The following is a 17,928-nucleotide window of genomic DNA, read 5'->3' on the forward strand; positions in this document are numbered from 1 at the left end:
GCCCGCATTGAACAGAACACTGAAAGGAATACCCATGACCCAGACTGCCAAGACCAACCGCCGCATCGTCCTCGCCTCGCGTCCGACCGGTGCCCCCGGCCCCGACAACTTCCGCCTGGAAGAAGTCGCCATCCCCGAACTGCAGGAAGGGCAGATCCTGTTGCGCGGCGAGTGGCTGTCGCTGGACCCCTACATGCGCGGCCGCATGAGCGACGCCCCTTCCTACGCCCCGCCGGTGGAAATCGACGGCGTCATGACCGGTGGCGTCGTGTCCAGCGTGGTGGCCTCCCGTCACCCCGATTTCAAGGAAGGTGAGCGCGTGATGGCCTATACCGGCTGGCAGGAGTACGCCATCTCCGACGGTAGCGGCGTCAACAAGCTGCCGACCGACTTCGCCCATCCCTCGCATGCGCTGGGTGTGCTGGGCATGCCGGGTTACACCGCCTATGCCGGCCTGATCGATATCGGCCAGCCGCGTGCAGGTGAAACGGTGGTGGTCGCGGCCGCCACCGGTGCCGTCGGCTCGCTGGTGGGGCAGATCGCCAAGCAGCGCGGCTGTCACGTGGTTGGTATCGCCGGCGGTGCGCAGAAATGTGAATCGGCGGTCAAGGAACTGGGCTTTGACGCCTGCATCGACCACCGCGCCGCCGACTTCGCGCAGCAGTTACAGGCCGCCTGCCCGCGTGGCATCGATGTGTATTTCGAAAACGTCGGCGGCGCCGTGCTGGACGCCGTCTTCCCGCTGCTCAACATCCACGCCCGCGTGCCGGTGTGCGGCCTGATCGCCCACTACAACGGCGGCACTCTGGCTACCGAGAGTGCCGCCTTCCTGCGCCGCGTGCTGACCCAGCGCATCCGCGTGCAGGGCTTCATCATCTTCGATTACTACGTCAACCGGCCCGACCTGTATGCCGCCTTCCAGAAGGAAGTCGGCACCTGGCTCAAGGAAGGCAAGCTGCACTACCGCGAAGACGTGGTGCAAGGCCTGGAAAACGCGCCGACGGCCTTCATGGGCCTGCTGCAGGGCAAGAACTTCGGCAAGCTGGTGGTCAAGCTGGATTGAGGCGCCGCTCCCTGGCGCATCTGCTCATCCCGGGGCTACGCCCCGGCAACCGGTGCGGCGGCGATCCCGCTGCCCCCACAAGGATCCATTCATGATTCCGTTTTCCGTTCTTGATCTATCCCCGATCAACCAGGGCAGCAACGCCGCCCAGGCCTTCAACAACAGCAAGGAACTGGCGCAGCGTGCCGAAGCGCTGGGCTACAAGCGCTACTGGCTGGCCGAGCACCACAACATGCCCGGCATCGCCAGCGCCGCCACCGCGCTGGTGATCTCGCATGTTGCGGCCAATACCCGCAGCATCCGCGTCGGCTCGGGCGGCATCATGCTGCCCAACCACTCGCCGCTGGTCATCGCCGAACAGTTCGGCACCCTGGAATCACTCTATCCCGGTCGCATCGACCTAGGCCTGGGTCGCGCTCCCGGTTCCGACCAGCGCACCGCGCGCGCCCTGCGCCGCCACATGGGCGGGGATACCGCCGACAACTTCCCGCAGGACGTGCAGGAACTGCAGGAATATTTCGACGATCCGTCTGACTACCAGTCCCTGCGCGCTGTCCCCGGTGCCGGTCTCAAGGTACCGATCTGGTTGCTCGGTTCCAGCATGTTCAGCGCCCAGCTGGCGGCCGAACTGGGTTTGCCGTTTGCCTTCGCTTCGCACTTCGCCCCCGGCTTCATGAAGTCGGCGATCCAGATCTATCGCGAGCGCTTCAAGCCCTCGGCCACCCTCAAGAAACCCTATGTGATGCTGGCCCTGAACGTCTTCGCCGCCGATACCCAGCGCGAAGCCGAGCGCCTCTTCACCTCGCTGCAGCAGCAATTCCTGAACCTGATCCGTGGCACGCCCGGCCAGTTGCGACCGCCGGTAGATGACATCGACGCGCTCTGGCAGCCGGGCGAGCAAGCGCACGTCGAGCGCTCGCTGGCCTGTGCCGTGGTGGGTGACCGCGACACCGTGCAGGAAGGCCTGCAGGCCTTCATCGACGAACATGCGCCCGATGAGCTGATCATTACCGCGCAGATCTTCGATCATGCGGCGCGCCTGCATTCCTTCGAGATTGCTGCCGAGGCACGTGCCGCCCTGCAGGAAAATGTGACGATCTAGTCCAGCGCTAACGCCACGGAAAAAAGGCGGCAGGGACCACGTCCCAGCCGCCTTTTTTCTCGCCTTCAATCGAAGACTTATTCCATCCCCAGCATCCGTGCCAGGCTGTTGCCGCTATTCTCGCTGACCAGGTGGATATGTTCTTCCAGCGACAGCAGATGGGCTTCCATGGCCGCCACCGCGCCCTCGGCATCGCCCCGTTCGATCAGGTCCACGATATGGGTGTGTTCGTCATGCTCGCAGGCCGCATAGCCGGCCGGCTCATGCAGCGCCACGATCAGCGAGCAGCGTGACACCAGCTCGCTCAGGTAGCGTTGCAACGTGGCATTGCGCGACAGTTCGGCCACCCGCATGTGGAAGGACGACGCCAGCCGCGCCCAGTGCGTCTGCGCATAGCTGTGCATGACCTCGTGTTCTTCCTTCAGTTGCCGGCGCAGCTTGGCCAGGTCGGCGCGGGTGGCGTTCTGCACCGCCAGGCGCATGATGGCGCCTTCCAGTGCACGTCGCGCCTGGAAGATTTCGCGTGTCTCTTCCGGCGTCGGCATGGCCACCACCGCCCCGCGATTGGGCCGCAACTCCACGATGTGTTCATGTGCCAGTTTCTGCAAGGCCTTCTGCACCACCGTGCGTCCCACGCCGAACAGCTCGCACAGGGCCGCCTCCGGCAGCTTGGTCCCCGGCGTCAGGCGCTGGCTCATCACGCTGTCGAAAACGGTCTGGTAGATGCGGGCGATGATGTCCTCGCCCACTTCGCCGTCCAGTACCAGTGCCGGGGCATCGGTGAGCGCGTCGTGCCGCACGCGGGGGCGGCCGGCGCGGCTCTGTCGGGCCGGTGCCGGGCTCACCTCCGGAGGCTTGCGGGTACGGGAAGAGGGCTTGGCAGTCTTGCGGGGAGAGGTGTCGCTCATCGTCTTGTCGAGTGGTGGTTCGCGCCCGGAACTCAGCCGGCGCCGCCTTGCAGCGTGCGCCAGATGCGGGTCGCCAGCCCGATCAGGGCCAGGTCGCTGCCCGCCGGGCCCAGCAATGATACGCCGATCGGCAGCCCGGCGGGGCTGGTAAAGGGCAGGCTCACCTGCGGCAGACCCGCCAGTCCAGCCACACAGGTCAGCCGGAAGGTGCGTGCGCGTACCTGATCGATCTCGGCCGCGCTGGCATCGCGCAGCGGCGCCACGCTGGATGCGGAGGGAATCACCGCCACCCCGTCGGCCCCCAGCAACGTGCGCACCCGATGACGTACCAGGTCCTGTTTCTCCCGCGCGGCGCGGGCGGTCTCGGCGCTGGTATCGCGCGCCATGTCCCAGCGTGCCTGCACGGCCGGGCCGAACGCCGGCCGGGTCTGGCTGATCCAGTCACCGTGGCATTGCCAGGCGTCGTAGGCCGAGGCACTGACGTAGGCCTGGCGCCACCTTTCCAGCTCTCCCTCCGCGCCCGACAGGCGCATGTGTTCGCCCGGCATGGTGCTGCGCAGGCCCTCATAGACCCGGTGCAGGACCGGGTGGAATTCGGGATCGGCCAGTTCCAGCATGTCGAACGGCAGCAGCACCGTGCGCAGCGGTGTATCGGCGGTTCCCGGCAGCAGTGTCCGGCCGACGCGCTCGAAGACCTCGGGGTCGTGCGCCAGCCAGGTGGCAGTGTCGAAGCTGGGGCAGAGCGGCGCCATGCTGGCCGTGGACAGCAGGCCGAAGCTGGTGCGCAAGCCCCACACGCCGCAATAGCTGGCCGGCACCCGGGTCGAGCCGCCGGTATCGGTGCCCAGTGCGAAGTCGCACAAGCGTGCTGCCACGGCCGCCGCCGAACCGCTGGAAGAGCCACCCGGCACCCGCTCCGGCGCGGCACTGTTGATCGGCGTGCCGTAGTGGTGGTTGTCACCGTGGATGCTGTAGGCCAGCTCATCGGTCAGGGTCTTGCCGACCAGCGTGGCACCGGCCTGCAGCAATTGATCGACCAGTGCATTGCTGCGCCGGGGGATAGCGTGGGTGCGCAGCCAGTCGGGATTGCCGGCACCGGTGGGCTGGCCGGCCACGTCGAACAGGTCCTTGGCCGCGAAGCGCAGCCCGGCCAGCGGACCGCTGGCGGCGCCGGCGAGGGTGAAACGTCCATGCGCAACGAAGGCGCCGACGTGGTCATCGATGTCGAAGGCGGTGGCGGTGGTGGCGTTGGTGTTGGTGTTGGTGATGACAGGGGCAATGCCTGAAGCAGTATTCAACTCATTCTCCAGAAACGGATGCCGGCCTCAGAAAGGCTGGCGCAATTGTTCCAGCGATGCGACGTGGTCGCAGATGGCACCGGGGGTAGTGAACCAGATCTCTCCCCGGTCGCGGGCGGCCGCCAGGTGTTGCAGGGCGCTGCGCAGATGGCGCAGACGATAGGGCTGGCCCACCAGATAGGGGTGCAGGGCGATCCCCATTACCAGCGGCTGTTGCACCGACTGTTCCAGCATCTCGTCGAAGTTGTCCACGATCATGCGGGCGAAATCGCGCCCGTCCATCTGGCGTGCCACGATCATGGGAATGTCGTTCAACTCCTGCGGATAGGGAATCGACCACAGCGTCTCCCCGCTGCGCGTGAGCATGTGTACCGGCTGGTCGTCATGCGCCCAGTTCAGGGTGTAGCGATATCCCGTTTCCTGCAACAGGTCCGGCGTGACCAGGCTCTCCGAAATCCAGGGCGAGAGCCAGCCGGTGGGGGCCACCCCGCTCTCGGCACCGATGCGCTCCCGGCAGTGACGCAGCAGCGCCGCTTCTGCCGCTTCGTCCAGCCTGCCTTGCTGATGGGCGTTGGTGTGGCCGTGACCGATCAGCTCATCCCCTCGCGCCACAAAGGCCGCCACCAGCTCGGGGCAGTGATCGTAAAGTGCGGTATTGATCAACACCCCGGCTGGCAAGCCCAGTTGCTCGAAGAGTTCGAGACAACGCCAGGCGCCGACCCGGTTGCCGTATTCCCGCCAGGCGTAGTTGAGCACATCCGGTTCGGGGCACACCGGTCCCAGCTTGGCCCCCAAGCCCTCGCCGAAGGCAAAGTGCTCGATGTTGAAGCCCAGGTAGACCGCCAGTCGGGCGCCATTGGGCCAGCGATAGTGCGGCCGGCGATGGATGGCCGAATAGCCGAAGCGGCCATGCGAGGGCAGGGCGCCGTAGGTATCGCGGCCGGCGTCTTGTCCCAGCGCAGCGTCGGCGCCTGGTGGCAGGATGGTGGTCTGCATGCGTCCTCCCTCAGAGTTCGGCCAGACCGGCGCGCACCAGCATGCGTTCGGCGCTGTCGTTCCACACGTCCATCTGTACGATCAGCCCGTGGCGCACCACGTAGCGGTCGACGTAACGGTTGCCTTCGAAGGCCTCGCCATCGGGCCAGACGCCGTACAGCGTGCCGCGGTTGTAGACGATGGCCTGTTCCAGCGTGGCACCGGTCACCACTTCGGTCGCTTCGAAACGCTTCTTGACCCAGCCGTAGCGTCCGGCATTGAAGGCCGCGCATTGTGCAGGATCGATCATCTCGCGCCCGCCGGTAAAGCGGATTTTCAGCTCCGGCGAAACGAAACGGCGCGCCGCCACCGGATCGGGAATCATCAGCACACGCAGGTATTCATCTACCAGCGCGGCAGGATCGTAGGTCAGGGGGCTGCTTGATGATGGTGCGGCGTGCATCATTTTCTCCAGGGTCTGCACAATATCTGTGCGTTATTGACTGCAATTCAAATAGGTTATCGGTGGCAATAATCTCTAATAAATGCTGCGACTATTAGATAAATATTGTCGGCAATAATTAAGCGATACGGTGCTGCTTGGCATAGCCCTTGCATAAGTCATGCCGGGCAGAGCACTCACTCAATTACTGGAACCTACTGGAGGGATTCACATGATCCGTTTCACGCGCCGTACCCTGATCGCCGCTGCAGCAGCCACCGTCGCCACCGCACTGTCGCCGCTGGCGCTGGCCGCCGACACCATCAAGATCGGTCTGGTCACCGCCCTGTCGGGCCAGTCCGCACATGCCGGCGAAGCCTTGACCCGCGGCATGAGCATTGCCATCGACGAGATCAACGCCAAGGGCGGCCTGCTCGGTGGCCGCAAGCTGGAACTGGTGCGCCGCGATGACGAAGGCAACCCCGCCAAGGGCGTGGTGGCGGCGCGCGAACTGATCTTCAAGGAAAAGGTGGCGGTACTCTTCGGCGGCCTCGATACGCCGGTGTCGATGGCCATCGTTCCCATCATCAACCAGGAAAAAGTCCCCTTCGTCGGTCCCTGGGCGGCGGGCACCGGTGTGACCAAGAACGGCGCCAATCCCAACTACGCCTTCCGCGTCTCGGCTGTGGATGAACTGGTGGACAAGGCCATGCTCAACTATGCGCAAAAGACCTTCAAGAGCAGCAAGGCTGGCCTGATCCTGGTCAACAATCCCTGGGGCGAGTCCAACGAGAAGGGTATCGTCGCCGCACTGGCCGAGAAGGGCATGAAGCCCGCCGGCATCGAGAAGTTCGAAGCCAGCGACGTCGACGTGGTGCCGCAACTGAGCCGCCTCAAGGCCGCCGGTGCCGATACCCTGTATCTGGTGGGCAACGTCGGTCCCTCGGCGCAGGTGGTCAAGTCGCTTGATCGCATGGGCTGGAAGGTGCCGGTGGTGTCGCACTGGGGACCGGCTGGCGGCCGCTTCACCGAACTGGCCGGACCAAACGCCAAAAACGTCCACTTCATCCAGACCTTCAGCTTCTTCGGCAAGCTCTCCCCGGTGGGCGAGAAGGTGGTTACCGAGCTCAAGGCCAAGTATCCCGCCATCAAGGGGCCGGACGACATCACTCCCGCCGTCGGCGTGGCCAATGCCTATGACGGCATGCAGCTGGCCGCGCTGGCCATCGCCAAGGCAGGTTCCACCAATGGCGATGCAGTGCGCGAGGGCTTCTACAAGATCGATCGCTACGAAGGCCTGATCAAGACCTACGTCAAGCCATTCAGCCCCGGTGTGCATGACGCCCTGCAGGCCGACGACTATGTCTGGGCGCAGTTCATCGACAACCGCATCCTGCCGGTCGGCCTGAGCCAGTAACGCAAACTTGGAAAGAAACGCGCCACCTTTCGTCCGTGCAGGGCCACGGGTGGCGCCAGGAGAACACGATGTTGCTGTTGTCGGCACTGATCAGCGGATTCGGACTGGGGAGCATGTACGGTCTGATGGCGCTCGGTTTCTACATGACGTATGCCGTTTCCGGCACCGTCAATTTTGCACAGGGCAGCTCCATGATGCTGGGCGCCGTGCTGTGCTTCACCTTCGCCCAGACCCTGGGCTGGCCGATGTGGCTGGCCATCCTGCTGGCCCTGGCAGCCTGTGCGCTGTACGGATTGCTGGTGGAGATACTGGCGGTGCGCCCCTTCGCGCGCCAGGGCTCCAATGCCTGGCTGATGTCCACCGTGGCGCTGGGTATCGTGCTCGATAACCTGGTCATGCATACCTTCGGCAAGGAGCCGCGCAGCCTGCCTTCGCCGCTGGCGCTGTCGTCCATCGAACTGGGCGGCGTGGGCCTGGGCGTGTACCCGCTGCACCTGCTGATCCCGGCCATCGGCCTGGCACTGGCCGCCTTGCTGCATACCGTCTCGCGTCGCACCCGCTGGGGGACGGCCCTGCTGGCGGTGGTGCAGAACCGCGATGCGGCGCGCCTGATGGGCATTCCCATCACCCGTGCGATTGCGGTCGCCTTCGCGCTTTCGACCCTGCTGGCCGGCGTGGCCGGGGTGCTGATTGCGCCGCTGTTCAACGTCAATGCCGACATGGGTACGCTGTTCGGCCTGAAGGCCTTCGCGGTGGCCATCCTCGGTGGCATCACCAGCGCCTGGGGTGTGATGATCGCCGGCCTGCTGTTCGGTATGGCCGAGGCACTCATCACGGCCACCCTCGGTTCCGGTTACACCCAGATCATCACCTTCGCTTTGGTGATCGTGGTGCTGGCCATTCGTCCCAACGGCCTGTTCGGCCGCGCACAGGTGAAAAAGGTATGAATCGTCTGCCCCCTTCCATTGCCCGCAGTCCGCAGGCCACAGGTGTAACACCGGCAAGCTCGGCAACCTCGGCAGGATCGGTTGCGCCTGCATCCTCGTCCGGGATCAAGCTCGGCCTGGGTACCCCAGCTGCACTGGCATTTTCTGCGCTGGGCCTGATCGCCGCCATCACGCTGGCGCTCTCGATCAACAGCTACTACGTCTTCGTGCTGGCCGGCATTGCGCTGGTGGCCATCGTCGGCATCGGTCTGAACGTGCTGATCGGCCTGACCGGACAGGTCTCCTTCGGCCATGTCGGCTTCTATGCGGTGGGCGCCTATACGGTCGCCATCCTCACTACCAAGGCCGGGCTGTCGTTCTGGCTGGCCTGGCCACTGGCAGCGGTGGTTGCGGGCGCGCTGGGCATGCTGCTGGCGCTGCCGGCGCTGCGCGTGAAGGGGCCTTACCTGGCCATGATCACGATTGCCTTCAGCTTCATCATCCAGCACGCCATCATCGAACTGCGCGACCTCACCGGTGGCCAGAACGGCATCATGGGTCTGGCCGCACCATCCTTCATGGGTTTGCAGGCCGAGCGCGCGATTGCCGTGCTGGGTCTGGTAACGGCGGCGGTGGTACTGGCCGCCTACTGCTGGCTCTCGCGCGGCAGCTGGGGCGCAGCCATGCGCGCCGTGCGCGACAGCGAGACGGCGGCCGAATCCATCGGTCTCAATCCGCTGGTGATCAAGACCGTCGCCTTCGCGGTGTCGGCTGCACTGGCCGGCCTGGCGGGTGGGCTCTTCGCGCCGCTGTCCACCTTCGTCACGCCGGACACCTTCAGCTTCATGCAGTCCATCCTCTTCGTACTGGTGGTGGTGCTGGGGGGCTCCGGTTCCATCCTTGGCCCAGTGATCGGTGCCGTGATCGTGGGTGCGCTGCCGGAACTGCTGTCCAGCCTGGAAGACTATCGTCTCCTGTTCTTCGGTGCCTTGCTGCTGCTGGTACTGTGGGTCGCCCCGGATGGCGTGACGGGACTGCTGGGCAAGCTCGCTGCGCGCCTGCGCAAGCCAGCCGTCTTCTCACCTTCCGTCATCGCTCCGCAGGACGATGACATGGCCCGGCCGGCGCTGCTGTCAAGGACGCGCCGCACCTTGTCCGCGGACGGACTCACCATGGTCTTCGGCGGCGTTCGTGCCGTCAGCGATCTCGGCTTCGAGGTGCCCGGTGCCGCCGTCACCAGCCTGATCGGCCCCAACGGCGCCGGCAAGACCACGGCGCTGAACATGCTCTCCGGCTTCTATCGCCCCAGCGCCGGTCGCTTCGTGCTGGGTGATACCGAACTGGCCGGACTGCCGGCCTTCCGCATCGCCCGTCATGGCGTGGCCCGTACCTACCAGACTTCGCAACTGTTCGGCAGCCTGTCGGTGGCCGACAACGTGGCCCTGGCCTGTGGTCGCGGTCGCCTGGGCGGCCTGCTGTCCTCGCGTGGCTTCCTGGCCGGCGCGGTGCGCGAACGCAGCCGCCGCCTGCTGGACTTCTGCGGCTATCGCGGTGCACTCGACATTCCCAGCGCCGATCTGGCCCACGTGGACCGTCGACTGGTGGAAATCGCCCGGGCGCTGGCCGCCGATCCCGACGTGCTGTTGCTCGATGAACCGGCTGCCGGCCTGTCGCGCGAAGACAAGACACTGCTGGCGCAACTGCTGACCCGCATCGCCGAGGCCGGCATCAGCGTGGTGGTGGTCGAGCACGATATGGAACTGGTGATGCAGATTTCGCGCCGCATCGTGGTCCTGGATGCCGGGCAGCGCCTGGCCATCGGCAGCCCGCAGGAAGTACAGAACGATCCCGCCGTGCGCAAGGCCTACCTGGGCGAGGGCGGCCAGCAGCCGGTGGCGGCGGCACGCGCCGCGGTCGCCGGTGCCAGCGAATTGCTGGGCGTCGGCGAGCTGGTCACAGGCTATGGCGCCGAACCGGTCCTGCATGGCATCAACCTGCAGGTCAGGCAGGGCGAGATGATTGCGCTGCTGGGTGCCAATGGCGCCGGCAAGTCCACGCTGATGCGCGCACTGGCCGGCCTGCATCGTCCGGTAGAGGGCGGTATCCACGCCGGTGGCGTCAACCTGATGCACCTGCGCGCCGAGCAGATCGTGCGCCATGGCGTGGTACTGGTGCCGGAGGGACGGCAGGTGTTCCCTGAACTCTCGGTGCTGGACAATATCCGCCTCGGTGCCTTCCTCTATCCGCAGGATGTGGACGCGCGGGTAGAGGAGATGCTGGGGCGTTTCCCGCGCCTGCGTGAGCGCCTGCATCATCGCGCCGGCCTGCTCTCCGGCGGCGAGCAGCAGATGCTGGCCATCGCCCGTGGTCTGATGTCGCGTCCGCGTGTGCTGCTGCTGGATGAACCATCGCTGGGACTGGCGCCGAAGGTGATCGCCGAACTGTTCGCGGCACTGGACCAGTTGCGCCGCGAAAACATGACCATCGTGCTGGTGGACCAGATGGCGGCCCTGGCGCTGTCGCTGGCCGACCGCGCCTATGTGATCGAAGGCGGGCGCGTGGTGGCGCAGGGCACGGCCGCCGAGATCGCCGCCAATGATGCCCTGGCCAAGGCCTATCTGGGCGCCCACTGAGGACACAGAGGAATCAGCATGGAATCGACACAACCGTTCGAGATCAACCTGCCGGAGGTGGTGGCTGAAGTGCGCCATGCCTTCCAGCGTTATGAAGTGGCCCTGACCACCAACCAGGTCGAGGTGCTGGACGAACTCTTCCTCGATGGACCGCATACCGTACGCTACGGCGCCACCGAGAACCTGATCGGGACCGAGGCCATCCGCGCCTTTCGCCAGGGGCGCTCGCCGAAGAACCTGATGCGCACCCTGCGCCAGACCGTCATCACCACCTACGGTCAGGACTATGCCGTCGCCAATACCGAGTTCACCCGCGAGGGGGAAACGCGCACCGGCCGCCAGAGCCATACCTGGCTGCGCCTGCCGCAGGGCTGGCGCATCGTCGCCGCGCATGTTTCCTGGATGGATGCACCGAAAACGACACCGGCCTGAACGCCGCGCCGTCCCCGGTTATCATCGCCGCATTGCCTTCCCATCCAATATAAAAACCTCAGGAGTCAGCCATGTTGTATAGCAAGACCTGTCTGGGCGGTATGGTCACCGCCCCTCATCACCTGGCCGCCCAAGCCGGCGCGCAGATCCTGCGCGAAGGCGGCAATGCGGTCGAAGCCATGGTGGCTGCGGCGGCCGCCATCGCGGTAGTCTATCCGCACATGAACGGCATCGGCGGCGACGGCTTCTGGCTCATCAGCGAGCCCGGTCGCGAGCCGGTGGCCATCCGCGCCTGCGGACCGTCGGCGGGTCTGGCGACCAAGGCGTTCTATGCCGGTCATGGCTACAGCGCGGTACCCACCCGTGGCGCGCATGCGGCGCTGACGGTGGCCGGCGCCGTGGGAGGCTGGTCGGCCGCACTCGATTACGCGCAACGCTTCGGCCGCGCTCTGCCGCTGCCGGTGCTCTTGGCCGACGCCATCCGTCACGCCCAGGCTGGGGTCCCCATCACCCGTTCGCAACATGAACTCACCCGCGACAAGTGGTCCGAACTCAAGGACCAGCCTGGCTTCGCCGCCACCTATGCCGCGGCCGGCATTCCGGCCCAGGGCACGGTGCTGAAACAGCCAGCCCTGGCCGCCAGCCTGTCGCGCCTGGCCGAAGCCGGGCTGGACGACTTCTATCGCGGCGACCTCGCCGCCACCCTGGCTGCGGGCCTGGAAGCGGCCGGCAGCCCGGTACGTCGTGCCGATCTGGAAGCCTTCCGCGCCCAGATCGTGCAGCCGTTGATGGTGCAATTGCGCTCAGGCCGCGTCTACAACCTGCCGCCGCCGACGCAGGGCGTTTCCGCGCTGATGATCATCGGCCTGTTCGACCGGCTGGGGATCACCGAGGCTGACGGCTTTGCACATATCCACGGCCTGGTGGAAGCCACCAAGCGCGCCTTCATCCTGCGTAACCGGCATGTCACGGACCCGGCCCACATGAGCGTGGATGCGGCCCACTGGCTGCTGGCCGAGGCACTGGACCAGGAAGCCCGCCAGATCCACCTGCAGCAGGCCGCGCCCTGGCCGCATCCGGCCAAGCCCGGCGACACCATCTGGATGGGCGCGGCCGATGCGCAGGGCCGCGTGGTCAGCTACATCCAGAGCATCTTCTGGGAATTCGGCAGCGGCGTGGTGCCGGCCGATACCGGCATCGTCTGGCAGAACCGTGGCGCCAGCTTCACCCTGGATGACGGCGCCAACCAGCTGCAACCGGGCAAGCTGCCGTTCCATACCCTCAATCCCTCGCTGGCGCGTCTGGAGGATGGTCGTACGCTGGCCTACGGCACCATGGGTGGGGAAGGGCAGCCGCAGACCCAGGCCGCCGTATTCACCCGTCATGTGCTCTTCGGCCAGAACCTGCAGGCCGCCGTCAGCGCACCGCGCTGGCTGCTGGGGCGGACCTGGGGCGATGTCTCCACCAACCTGAAGGTCGAAGGCCGGGTGCCGGCCGCTACCATCGACGCCCTGCGCCAGGCAGGTCACGAAGTGCAGGTGGTGGAGGAATACACCGACATGATGGGACACGCCGGCGCCGTCTGCGTGCATCCAGATGGCGTCATCGAAGGCGCCACCGATCCCCGCGCCGATGGTGTGTGTGCCGGCCTGTAAATCTCCATTCCCCACCCCGCGACGGATGGCCGCGATCCTCACAGATCGTCGCCATCCGTTGTCTTTTTGCATTTCCCGCCTGTCGGGAAATGCTGTCTATTGCGCGCTTTTGCCTGCAGTCATGTCGCTTTGAGGGGAAAGCGCTGCGGAGTATTGGTGAGTATTTTCCTGCGTAAAAATTTTCTCGAAGTTTTTCGGGAAATGCGATGAAAAACCATAGTTGTTCTGGCAAGATGCCGAAATACCCAAGCGGTTCACAGGGGAGCCGTCATGCATCCAGTCGTATCGCAGCATTTTGTCTGAATTGAACAAGAAAAACGCCCCATCTCCGCCGAATCTGTCGTCGCTGATTACGCTGGGGGTGGTTATAACCGTGCTCATCACGACCGTGTCAGTGCTGATTCTGGTGGATCAGTTCACGCGCGGCTACGCGCGTTCGGAATCCGAAACACGCATGAAGCAGCTGGCCTGGCAGATGCAGGACGCGCTCGAGCGCGGCATGATCGAACGCGAGATCGATCTGCGTCTGCTGGTGCAACGCCCGTCCATCCGCGCCGCGACCGATGTGGCGCGCGTGCGCCGGGTGCTCAACGAACTGCAGTCCAATGTGCCGCACTATGCCTGGATCGGCCTGGCGCAACCCGATGGTGCCGTGCTGGCGGCCACCAATGGCTTGCTCGAAGGTGTCAGCGTGGCCGAGCGCCCCTGGTTCCAGGAAGGCCGGAAAAGCGAATACGCGGGCGACTACCATCCCGCACTCCTCCTGAGCAAGAAGCTGCCCCCGCAGTCCGATCCCTGGCGCTTCGTCGACCTCGCCGCGCCCGTGCAGGATGCAAACGGTCAGCTGGTGGGCGTGCTGGGCATGCACCTGTCCTGGAGCTGGGCCCGCGATATCGCCGCCAAGCTGCTCGACCCCGCCGGCAACCGCTATGACGTCGACGTGATCATCGTGCGCGATGACGATACCGTCATCCTCGGTCCCCGCAATCTCGAAGAAACCAAGGTCGATACCGCCAGCCTGCGTGCCGCGCGCGCCTCGCGTACCGGCGGCTCGCTGCTGGAGACCTGGCCTGACGGTTTGCGTTATGTCACCGGTTACGCCCGTACCGGCCAGCAGGGCGGCATGAAACTGAACTGGAGCGTGCTGGTGCGCCAGCCCGAGTCGGTGGCGCTGGCCGCCTTCCGCGATCTGGAACGACGCGTGATCGTGGTCGGCACGCTCTCCGGGGCCGTGCTGGTGATCCTGGCTTATGTGCTCACGCGACGCCTGGTGGCGCCCATCAACGCACTCTCGGCAGCGCTGGAGCAACGCGCCGCCGGTCGCTCCGACGTCTCCATCCCGCGGGTGGACAGCTATCGCGAAATCCATCTGCTGTCCTCCACCCTGGTCAACATGGTGGCACGCGAAGAAAGCTATCTGCGCGAAGTGCGCTCCCTCAATGAAAGCCTGGAGCATCGGGTCGCCGAGCGCACCAGCCGCCTGCACGAGACCGCCACCGCCCTGCAGCAGGCGCTGGACCAGCAACAGGCCAACCAGATCCAGCTGGAAGAAAGCGCCGCCGAACTGCGCGCCATCCTGGAAAACGCCCAGGACGCCTTCATTGCCGCCGACGAACACGGTCGGGTGGTCGAATGGAACCGTCAGGCCGAACTGCTGCTGGGCTGGCCACGTGACCAGGCCATGGGGCGCGATATGGCGGAACTGATCATCCCGCCCGACATGCGCGCCGCCCACAATCGCGGCATGGAGAAGTTCTTCGAAGATGGCACCAGCGTGGTCATCAACAACCGCATCGAACTGCAGGCCCTGCATCACGATGGACATGAACTGCCCATCGAGATCACGGTCGGGCATGTCAAGCGCCAGAGCGGCCACCTGTTCATCGCCTTCCTGCACGACATTACCGAACGGCTGGCCTTCCGCGACCAGATGCGCGAACTGGCCCTCACCGACGTACTGACCAGCCTGCCCAATCGCCGCGCCTTCAGCGACCGCCTGCCCGAGGGCATGATGCGCGCGCGCCGCGCCCATCAACTGCTGGCGCTGTTCTTCATGGACCTGGATGGCTTCAAGGGCATCAACGACCGCTATGGTCACGAAGCCGGCGATGAACTGCTGGTCGAGTTTGCGCGGCGTCTGCAACAATCGGTGCGCGACGTCGATACCGTGGCGCGCCTGGCCGGCGACGAGTTCGTGGTGATCCTGGAAAACCTGCAATCCCAGGAAGACGCCCTGATGGTGGCCGAGAAGGTCCTCCATACCATCCGCGAACCCTTCCAGCTGACCCACTCCACGGTCAACATCTCCAGCAGTATCGGGGTGGCGGTCTATCACCCCGACCTGGACGGCGAAGTCGGCCCCGAAGAACTCCTGGCCATGGCCGACAAGGCCATGTACGCCGCCAAGCGCCTGGGCAAGAACCGCGTCGAACTGGGCAAGGTGTCCGACGTCTGATCGGCCGGCGCATCGTCGAGCTGGAGCAGGGTGGCAGGGAGCGGGCAGGATACGGACAGGCTTTGCTCAAGCGTCTGTCGGCCGATCTGTCTGCCCGCTTCGGGCGAGGGTTCGGCGTAGACTCACTTGAATCCATGCGCTTGTTCTACCAGACCTATCCGCCTTCGACGATATCCGAATCACCGATTCGGATATCGCCAGCAGGCAGCCTGGAGACGCATCCGGGAGCTGGAAGGTCTGCCCAACAAAATCATGGCGGCCCAATACCAAACCGTGCTGCCTGACGTAAAGCTGCTGGAAGCAGAACTGGAGAAGACGCAGAGAGAACTCCAGGCGCGGCACGTTGTGGGCAATGTCGATGGTGTTGACGACCTGTAGTGCGCACTCGGACGCCAGAGAAACCTCCGGTCCTGCAAATCACCTCGTCTCGCCCGGCCCTACCTCGCTCCGCCCGCACGTCATCACCTTGCCGGCCCACGTTTACGTCTTGTTTACACCCCCGCCCCAAACATTTACCCGGATTTAATGCCGCTTTCCCTATCGTTCCACTGTCGCTGATTCCGGTTCCCGGAGCGGCGGGACACAACGTCAACAATGGAGTGGGAAATGTGGCAAACGGATTTTCTCTACGTGGGCATGCTGCTGCTCTGCGGCATCTCGATGTGGGCATTCATCGCCCTGTGCAGCCGTCTGGAACGGCAGGAAGGCGAGAAGAAATGAACCTCATGTATCTGCTGGGGCTGGTCGTTTCCATTGCCCTGTTGCTGTACCTGGTCTATGCGCTGATCAAGCCGGAGGACTTCTGACATGGACAGCAACAACTACCTCCAGCTCGGCCTCTACCTGGCCGTGCTGCTGATTCTCTCCCTGCCGCTGGGCTGGTACATGGCCCGCGTGATGGAGGGCAAGTCACGCGTGAACCGGCTCTTCGGTGGCGTCGAACGCGTCTTCTATCGCCTCTGTGGCATCAGCCGCGAGCAAGACATGGACTGGAAACAGTACGCCATCGCCGTGGTGCTGTTCAACTTCCTCGGGCTGATCGTGGTGTACCTGCTGCAGCGCCTCCAGCAATGGTTGCCGCTCAATCCGCAGGCCTTGCCCACCATCAGTCCCGACTCGTCCTTCAACACCGCGTTGAGCTTCGTTACCAATACCAACTGGCAGGGCTATGCGGGTGAAGCCACCATGAGCTACCTGACCCAGATGGCGGCGCTGGCGGTACAGAACTTCCTCTCGGCGGCCACCGGTATCGCGATCGCCTTCGCGCTCATTCGCGGCTTTGCCCGCCACAGCAGCAAGGGCATCGGCAACTTCTGGGTGGACCTGACCCGCAGCACGCTCTATGTGCTGCTGCCGCTGTCGGTGGTGCTGGCCCTGGTGCTGGTGCAGCAGGGCAGCATCCAGAACTTCCGTTCCTACCAGGAAGTGAAGACGCTGGAAGTGACCCACTACACCGTGCCAAAACTGGATGCTGCCGGCCAGCCCTTGAAGGATGCCAAGGGCGAACCGCTGGTCGATGCCCAGAGCACCGACCGGCAGACCTTGCCGATGGGACCGGTGGCCTCGCAGGAAGCTATCAAGATGATCGGCACCAACGGCGGTGGCTTCTTCAATGCCAACTCGGCCCACCCCTACGAGAACCCGACCCCGCTCTCCAACTTCCTGCAGATGCTGGCCATCCTCATCATTCCGGCCGCGCTCTGTACCAGCTTCGGCGTGCTGGTTGGTGACCGGCGCCAGGGCTGGGCCATCCTGGCCTCGATGACACTGCTGTTCGTGGTGCTCACGCTGGTACTGATGTACAGCGAATCGCAGACCAATCCCATGCTGGCGTCGCTGCACGCTTCCGGCCCCGGCATGATGGAAGGCAAGGAGACCCGCTTCGGCATCCCGGCCTCGGCCCTGTTCGCTTCCATCACCACGGCGGCTTCCTGCGGTGCGGTCAATGCCATGCACGACTCGCTCTCGCCACTGGGCGGACTGGTGCCGATGCTGCAGATGCAACTGGGTGAGGTGGTGTTCGGCGGCGTCGGCTCGGGCCTATACGGCATGCTCATCTTCGCGGTGCTGGCGGTGTTCATCGCCGGCCTGATGATCGGTCGCACGCCCGAATACCTGGGCAAGAAGATCGGCGTGTTCGACATGAAGATGATGTCGATCGCCATCCTCATGACCCCGGCCCTGGTGCTGATCTTCACCGCCCTGTCGGTGATGGTGGAGGGCGGCCTGGCCGGCATCGCCAACCCCGGTGCGCATGGTTTCTCGGAAATCCTGTACGCCTTCAGCTCGGCGGCCAACAACAACGGCAGCGCCTTTGCCGGGCTCTCGGCCAATACGCCGTACTACAACATCGCGACCGGCCTCTGCACCTGGCTGGGCCGCTTCGGCATCATCGTGCCGGTGCTGGCCATGGCCGGTTCGCTGGCCGGCAAGAAGCGCCTGGCGGCCACGTCCGGCACCTTGCCCACGCATGGTCCGCTGTTCGTGGCCCTGCTGATCGGTGCGGTGATCCTGGTGGGTGCGCTGACCTATGTGCCGGCACTGGCGCTGGGTCCGGTGGTGGAACACCTGCAGATGATGGCGATGTAATTGATTCGATGGCTTGCGCGGCAGGGGCGGAGA

General features: G+C 65.0%; 16 protein-coding genes and 1 pseudogene. 12 read left to right on the plus strand and 5 right to left on the minus strand.

Features of this window, described 5'->3' with window-relative positions:
* Positions 1-34: 34 nt before the first annotated feature.
* The gene (locus HFRIS_RS04380; RefSeq protein ID WP_006462033.1) at positions 35-1,063 is read left to right on the plus strand and encodes an NADP-dependent oxidoreductase; all 1,029 of its coding nucleotides are present in this window, start codon (positions 35-37) and stop codon (positions 1,061-1,063) included.
* Positions 1,064-1,154: 91 nt separating this feature from the next.
* Entirely contained in the window at positions 1,155-2,165 is a 1,011-nt protein-coding gene (locus HFRIS_RS04385) for an LLM class flavin-dependent oxidoreductase (RefSeq protein WP_006462034.1), read from the plus strand.
* 77 nt (positions 2,166-2,242) lie between these two features.
* On the opposite strand, the gene HFRIS_RS04390 is transcribed toward HFRIS_RS04385, so the two are convergent.
* The 4 genes from HFRIS_RS04390 to HFRIS_RS04405 are packed head-to-tail and all read right to left on the minus strand — an operon-like array spanning position 2,243 to position 5,809.
* Positions 2,243-3,073 (minus strand): GntR family transcriptional regulator, encoded by an 831-nt coding sequence (locus HFRIS_RS04390; protein WP_006462035.1) that lies wholly within the window; start codon positions 3,071-3,073, stop codon positions 2,243-2,245.
* 32 nt (positions 3,074-3,105) lie between these two features.
* A complete protein-coding gene (locus HFRIS_RS04395) occupies positions 3,106-4,371 on the minus strand; it encodes an amidase (RefSeq protein ID WP_006462036.1) in 1,266 nt (421 codons plus the stop codon).
* 27 nt (positions 4,372-4,398) lie between these two features.
* Positions 4,399-5,367, minus strand: a complete 969-nt coding sequence (locus tag HFRIS_RS04400; protein ID WP_006462037.1) for a polysaccharide deacetylase family protein — start codon at positions 5,365-5,367, stop codon at positions 4,399-4,401.
* A gap of 10 nt (positions 5,368-5,377) precedes the next feature.
* Positions 5,378-5,809 carry a hypothetical protein gene (locus HFRIS_RS04405; protein WP_006462038.1) on the minus strand — a complete coding sequence of 144 codons (432 nt, stop codon included), beginning with the start codon at positions 5,807-5,809 and terminating at the stop codon, positions 5,378-5,380.
* Between the two features lie 211 nt (positions 5,810-6,020).
* On the opposite strand from HFRIS_RS04405, the gene HFRIS_RS04410 reads away from it, so the two are divergent.
* The 5 genes from HFRIS_RS04410 to HFRIS_RS04430 all read left to right on the plus strand — a co-directional run bounded on the left by HFRIS_RS04410 (position 6,021) and on the right by HFRIS_RS04430 (position 12,851).
* Positions 6,021-7,205: an ABC transporter substrate-binding protein gene (locus HFRIS_RS04410; protein WP_006462039.1), complete on the plus strand. Its 1,185-nt coding sequence runs from the start codon at positions 6,021-6,023 to the stop codon at positions 7,203-7,205.
* 68 nt (positions 7,206-7,273) lie between these two features.
* A complete protein-coding gene (locus tag HFRIS_RS04415; protein WP_039874353.1) occupies positions 7,274-8,152 on the plus strand; it encodes a branched-chain amino acid ABC transporter permease in 879 nt (292 codons plus the stop codon).
* Positions 8,149-10,764, plus strand: coding sequence for a branched-chain amino acid ABC transporter ATP-binding protein/permease (locus HFRIS_RS04420; RefSeq protein WP_006462041.1), 2,616 nt, complete (start codon positions 8,149-8,151; stop codon positions 10,762-10,764). Before HFRIS_RS04415 ends, HFRIS_RS04420 begins: the two co-directional genes overlap by 4 nt.
* Before the next feature lie 18 nt (positions 10,765-10,782).
* Positions 10,783-11,196 carry an oxalurate catabolism protein HpxZ gene (gene hpxZ / locus HFRIS_RS04425; protein WP_006462042.1) on the plus strand — a complete coding sequence of 138 codons (414 nt, stop codon included), beginning with the start codon at positions 10,783-10,785 and terminating at the stop codon, positions 11,194-11,196.
* Between the two features lie 71 nt (positions 11,197-11,267).
* The gene (locus HFRIS_RS04430) at positions 11,268-12,851 is read left to right on the plus strand and encodes a gamma-glutamyltransferase family protein (RefSeq protein WP_006462043.1); all 1,584 of its coding nucleotides are present in this window, start codon (positions 11,268-11,270) and stop codon (positions 12,849-12,851) included.
* A 96-nt stretch (positions 12,852-12,947) separates the two neighbouring features.
* Here the strand turns inward: HFRIS_RS04430 and HFRIS_RS25785 are convergent, their stop codons facing one another.
* Positions 12,948-13,235, minus strand: a complete 288-nt coding sequence (locus HFRIS_RS25785) for a hypothetical protein (protein WP_208399266.1) — start codon at positions 13,233-13,235, stop codon at positions 12,948-12,950.
* A 70-nt stretch (positions 13,236-13,305) separates the two neighbouring features.
* On the opposite strand from HFRIS_RS25785, the gene HFRIS_RS04435 reads away from it, so the two are divergent.
* From HFRIS_RS04435 to kdpA, 5 genes and pseudogenes are all read left to right on the plus strand, one after another.
* The gene (locus HFRIS_RS04435; RefSeq protein ID WP_369878605.1) at positions 13,306-15,306 is read left to right on the plus strand and encodes a sensor domain-containing diguanylate cyclase; all 2,001 of its coding nucleotides are present in this window, start codon (positions 13,306-13,308) and stop codon (positions 15,304-15,306) included.
* Positions 15,306-15,488: pseudogene (locus HFRIS_RS25790) on the plus strand (DUF1016 N-terminal domain-containing protein); the annotation flags it as partial. The gene HFRIS_RS04435 and the pseudogene HFRIS_RS25790, both read left to right, overlap by 1 nt.
* Positions 15,489-15,558: 70 nt before the next feature.
* The gene (locus HFRIS_RS25910) at positions 15,559-15,684 is read left to right on the plus strand and encodes a hypothetical protein (RefSeq protein WP_006462045.1); all 126 of its coding nucleotides are present in this window, start codon (positions 15,559-15,561) and stop codon (positions 15,682-15,684) included.
* Between the two features lie 338 nt (positions 15,685-16,022).
* Positions 16,023-16,112: a K(+)-transporting ATPase subunit F gene (gene kdpF, locus HFRIS_RS04445; protein ID WP_017452361.1), complete on the plus strand. Its 90-nt coding sequence runs from the start codon at positions 16,023-16,025 to the stop codon at positions 16,110-16,112.
* 1 nt (position 16,113) lies between these two features.
* Positions 16,114-17,895, plus strand: coding sequence for a potassium-transporting ATPase subunit KdpA (gene kdpA / locus HFRIS_RS04450; RefSeq protein WP_006462046.1), 1,782 nt, complete (start codon positions 16,114-16,116; stop codon positions 17,893-17,895).
* Positions 17,896-17,928 lie beyond the last annotated feature (33 nt).

The organism is Herbaspirillum frisingense GSF30 (assembly GCF_000300975.2).
GTDB lineage: Bacteria > Pseudomonadota > Gammaproteobacteria > Burkholderiales > Burkholderiaceae_D > Herbaspirillum > Herbaspirillum frisingense.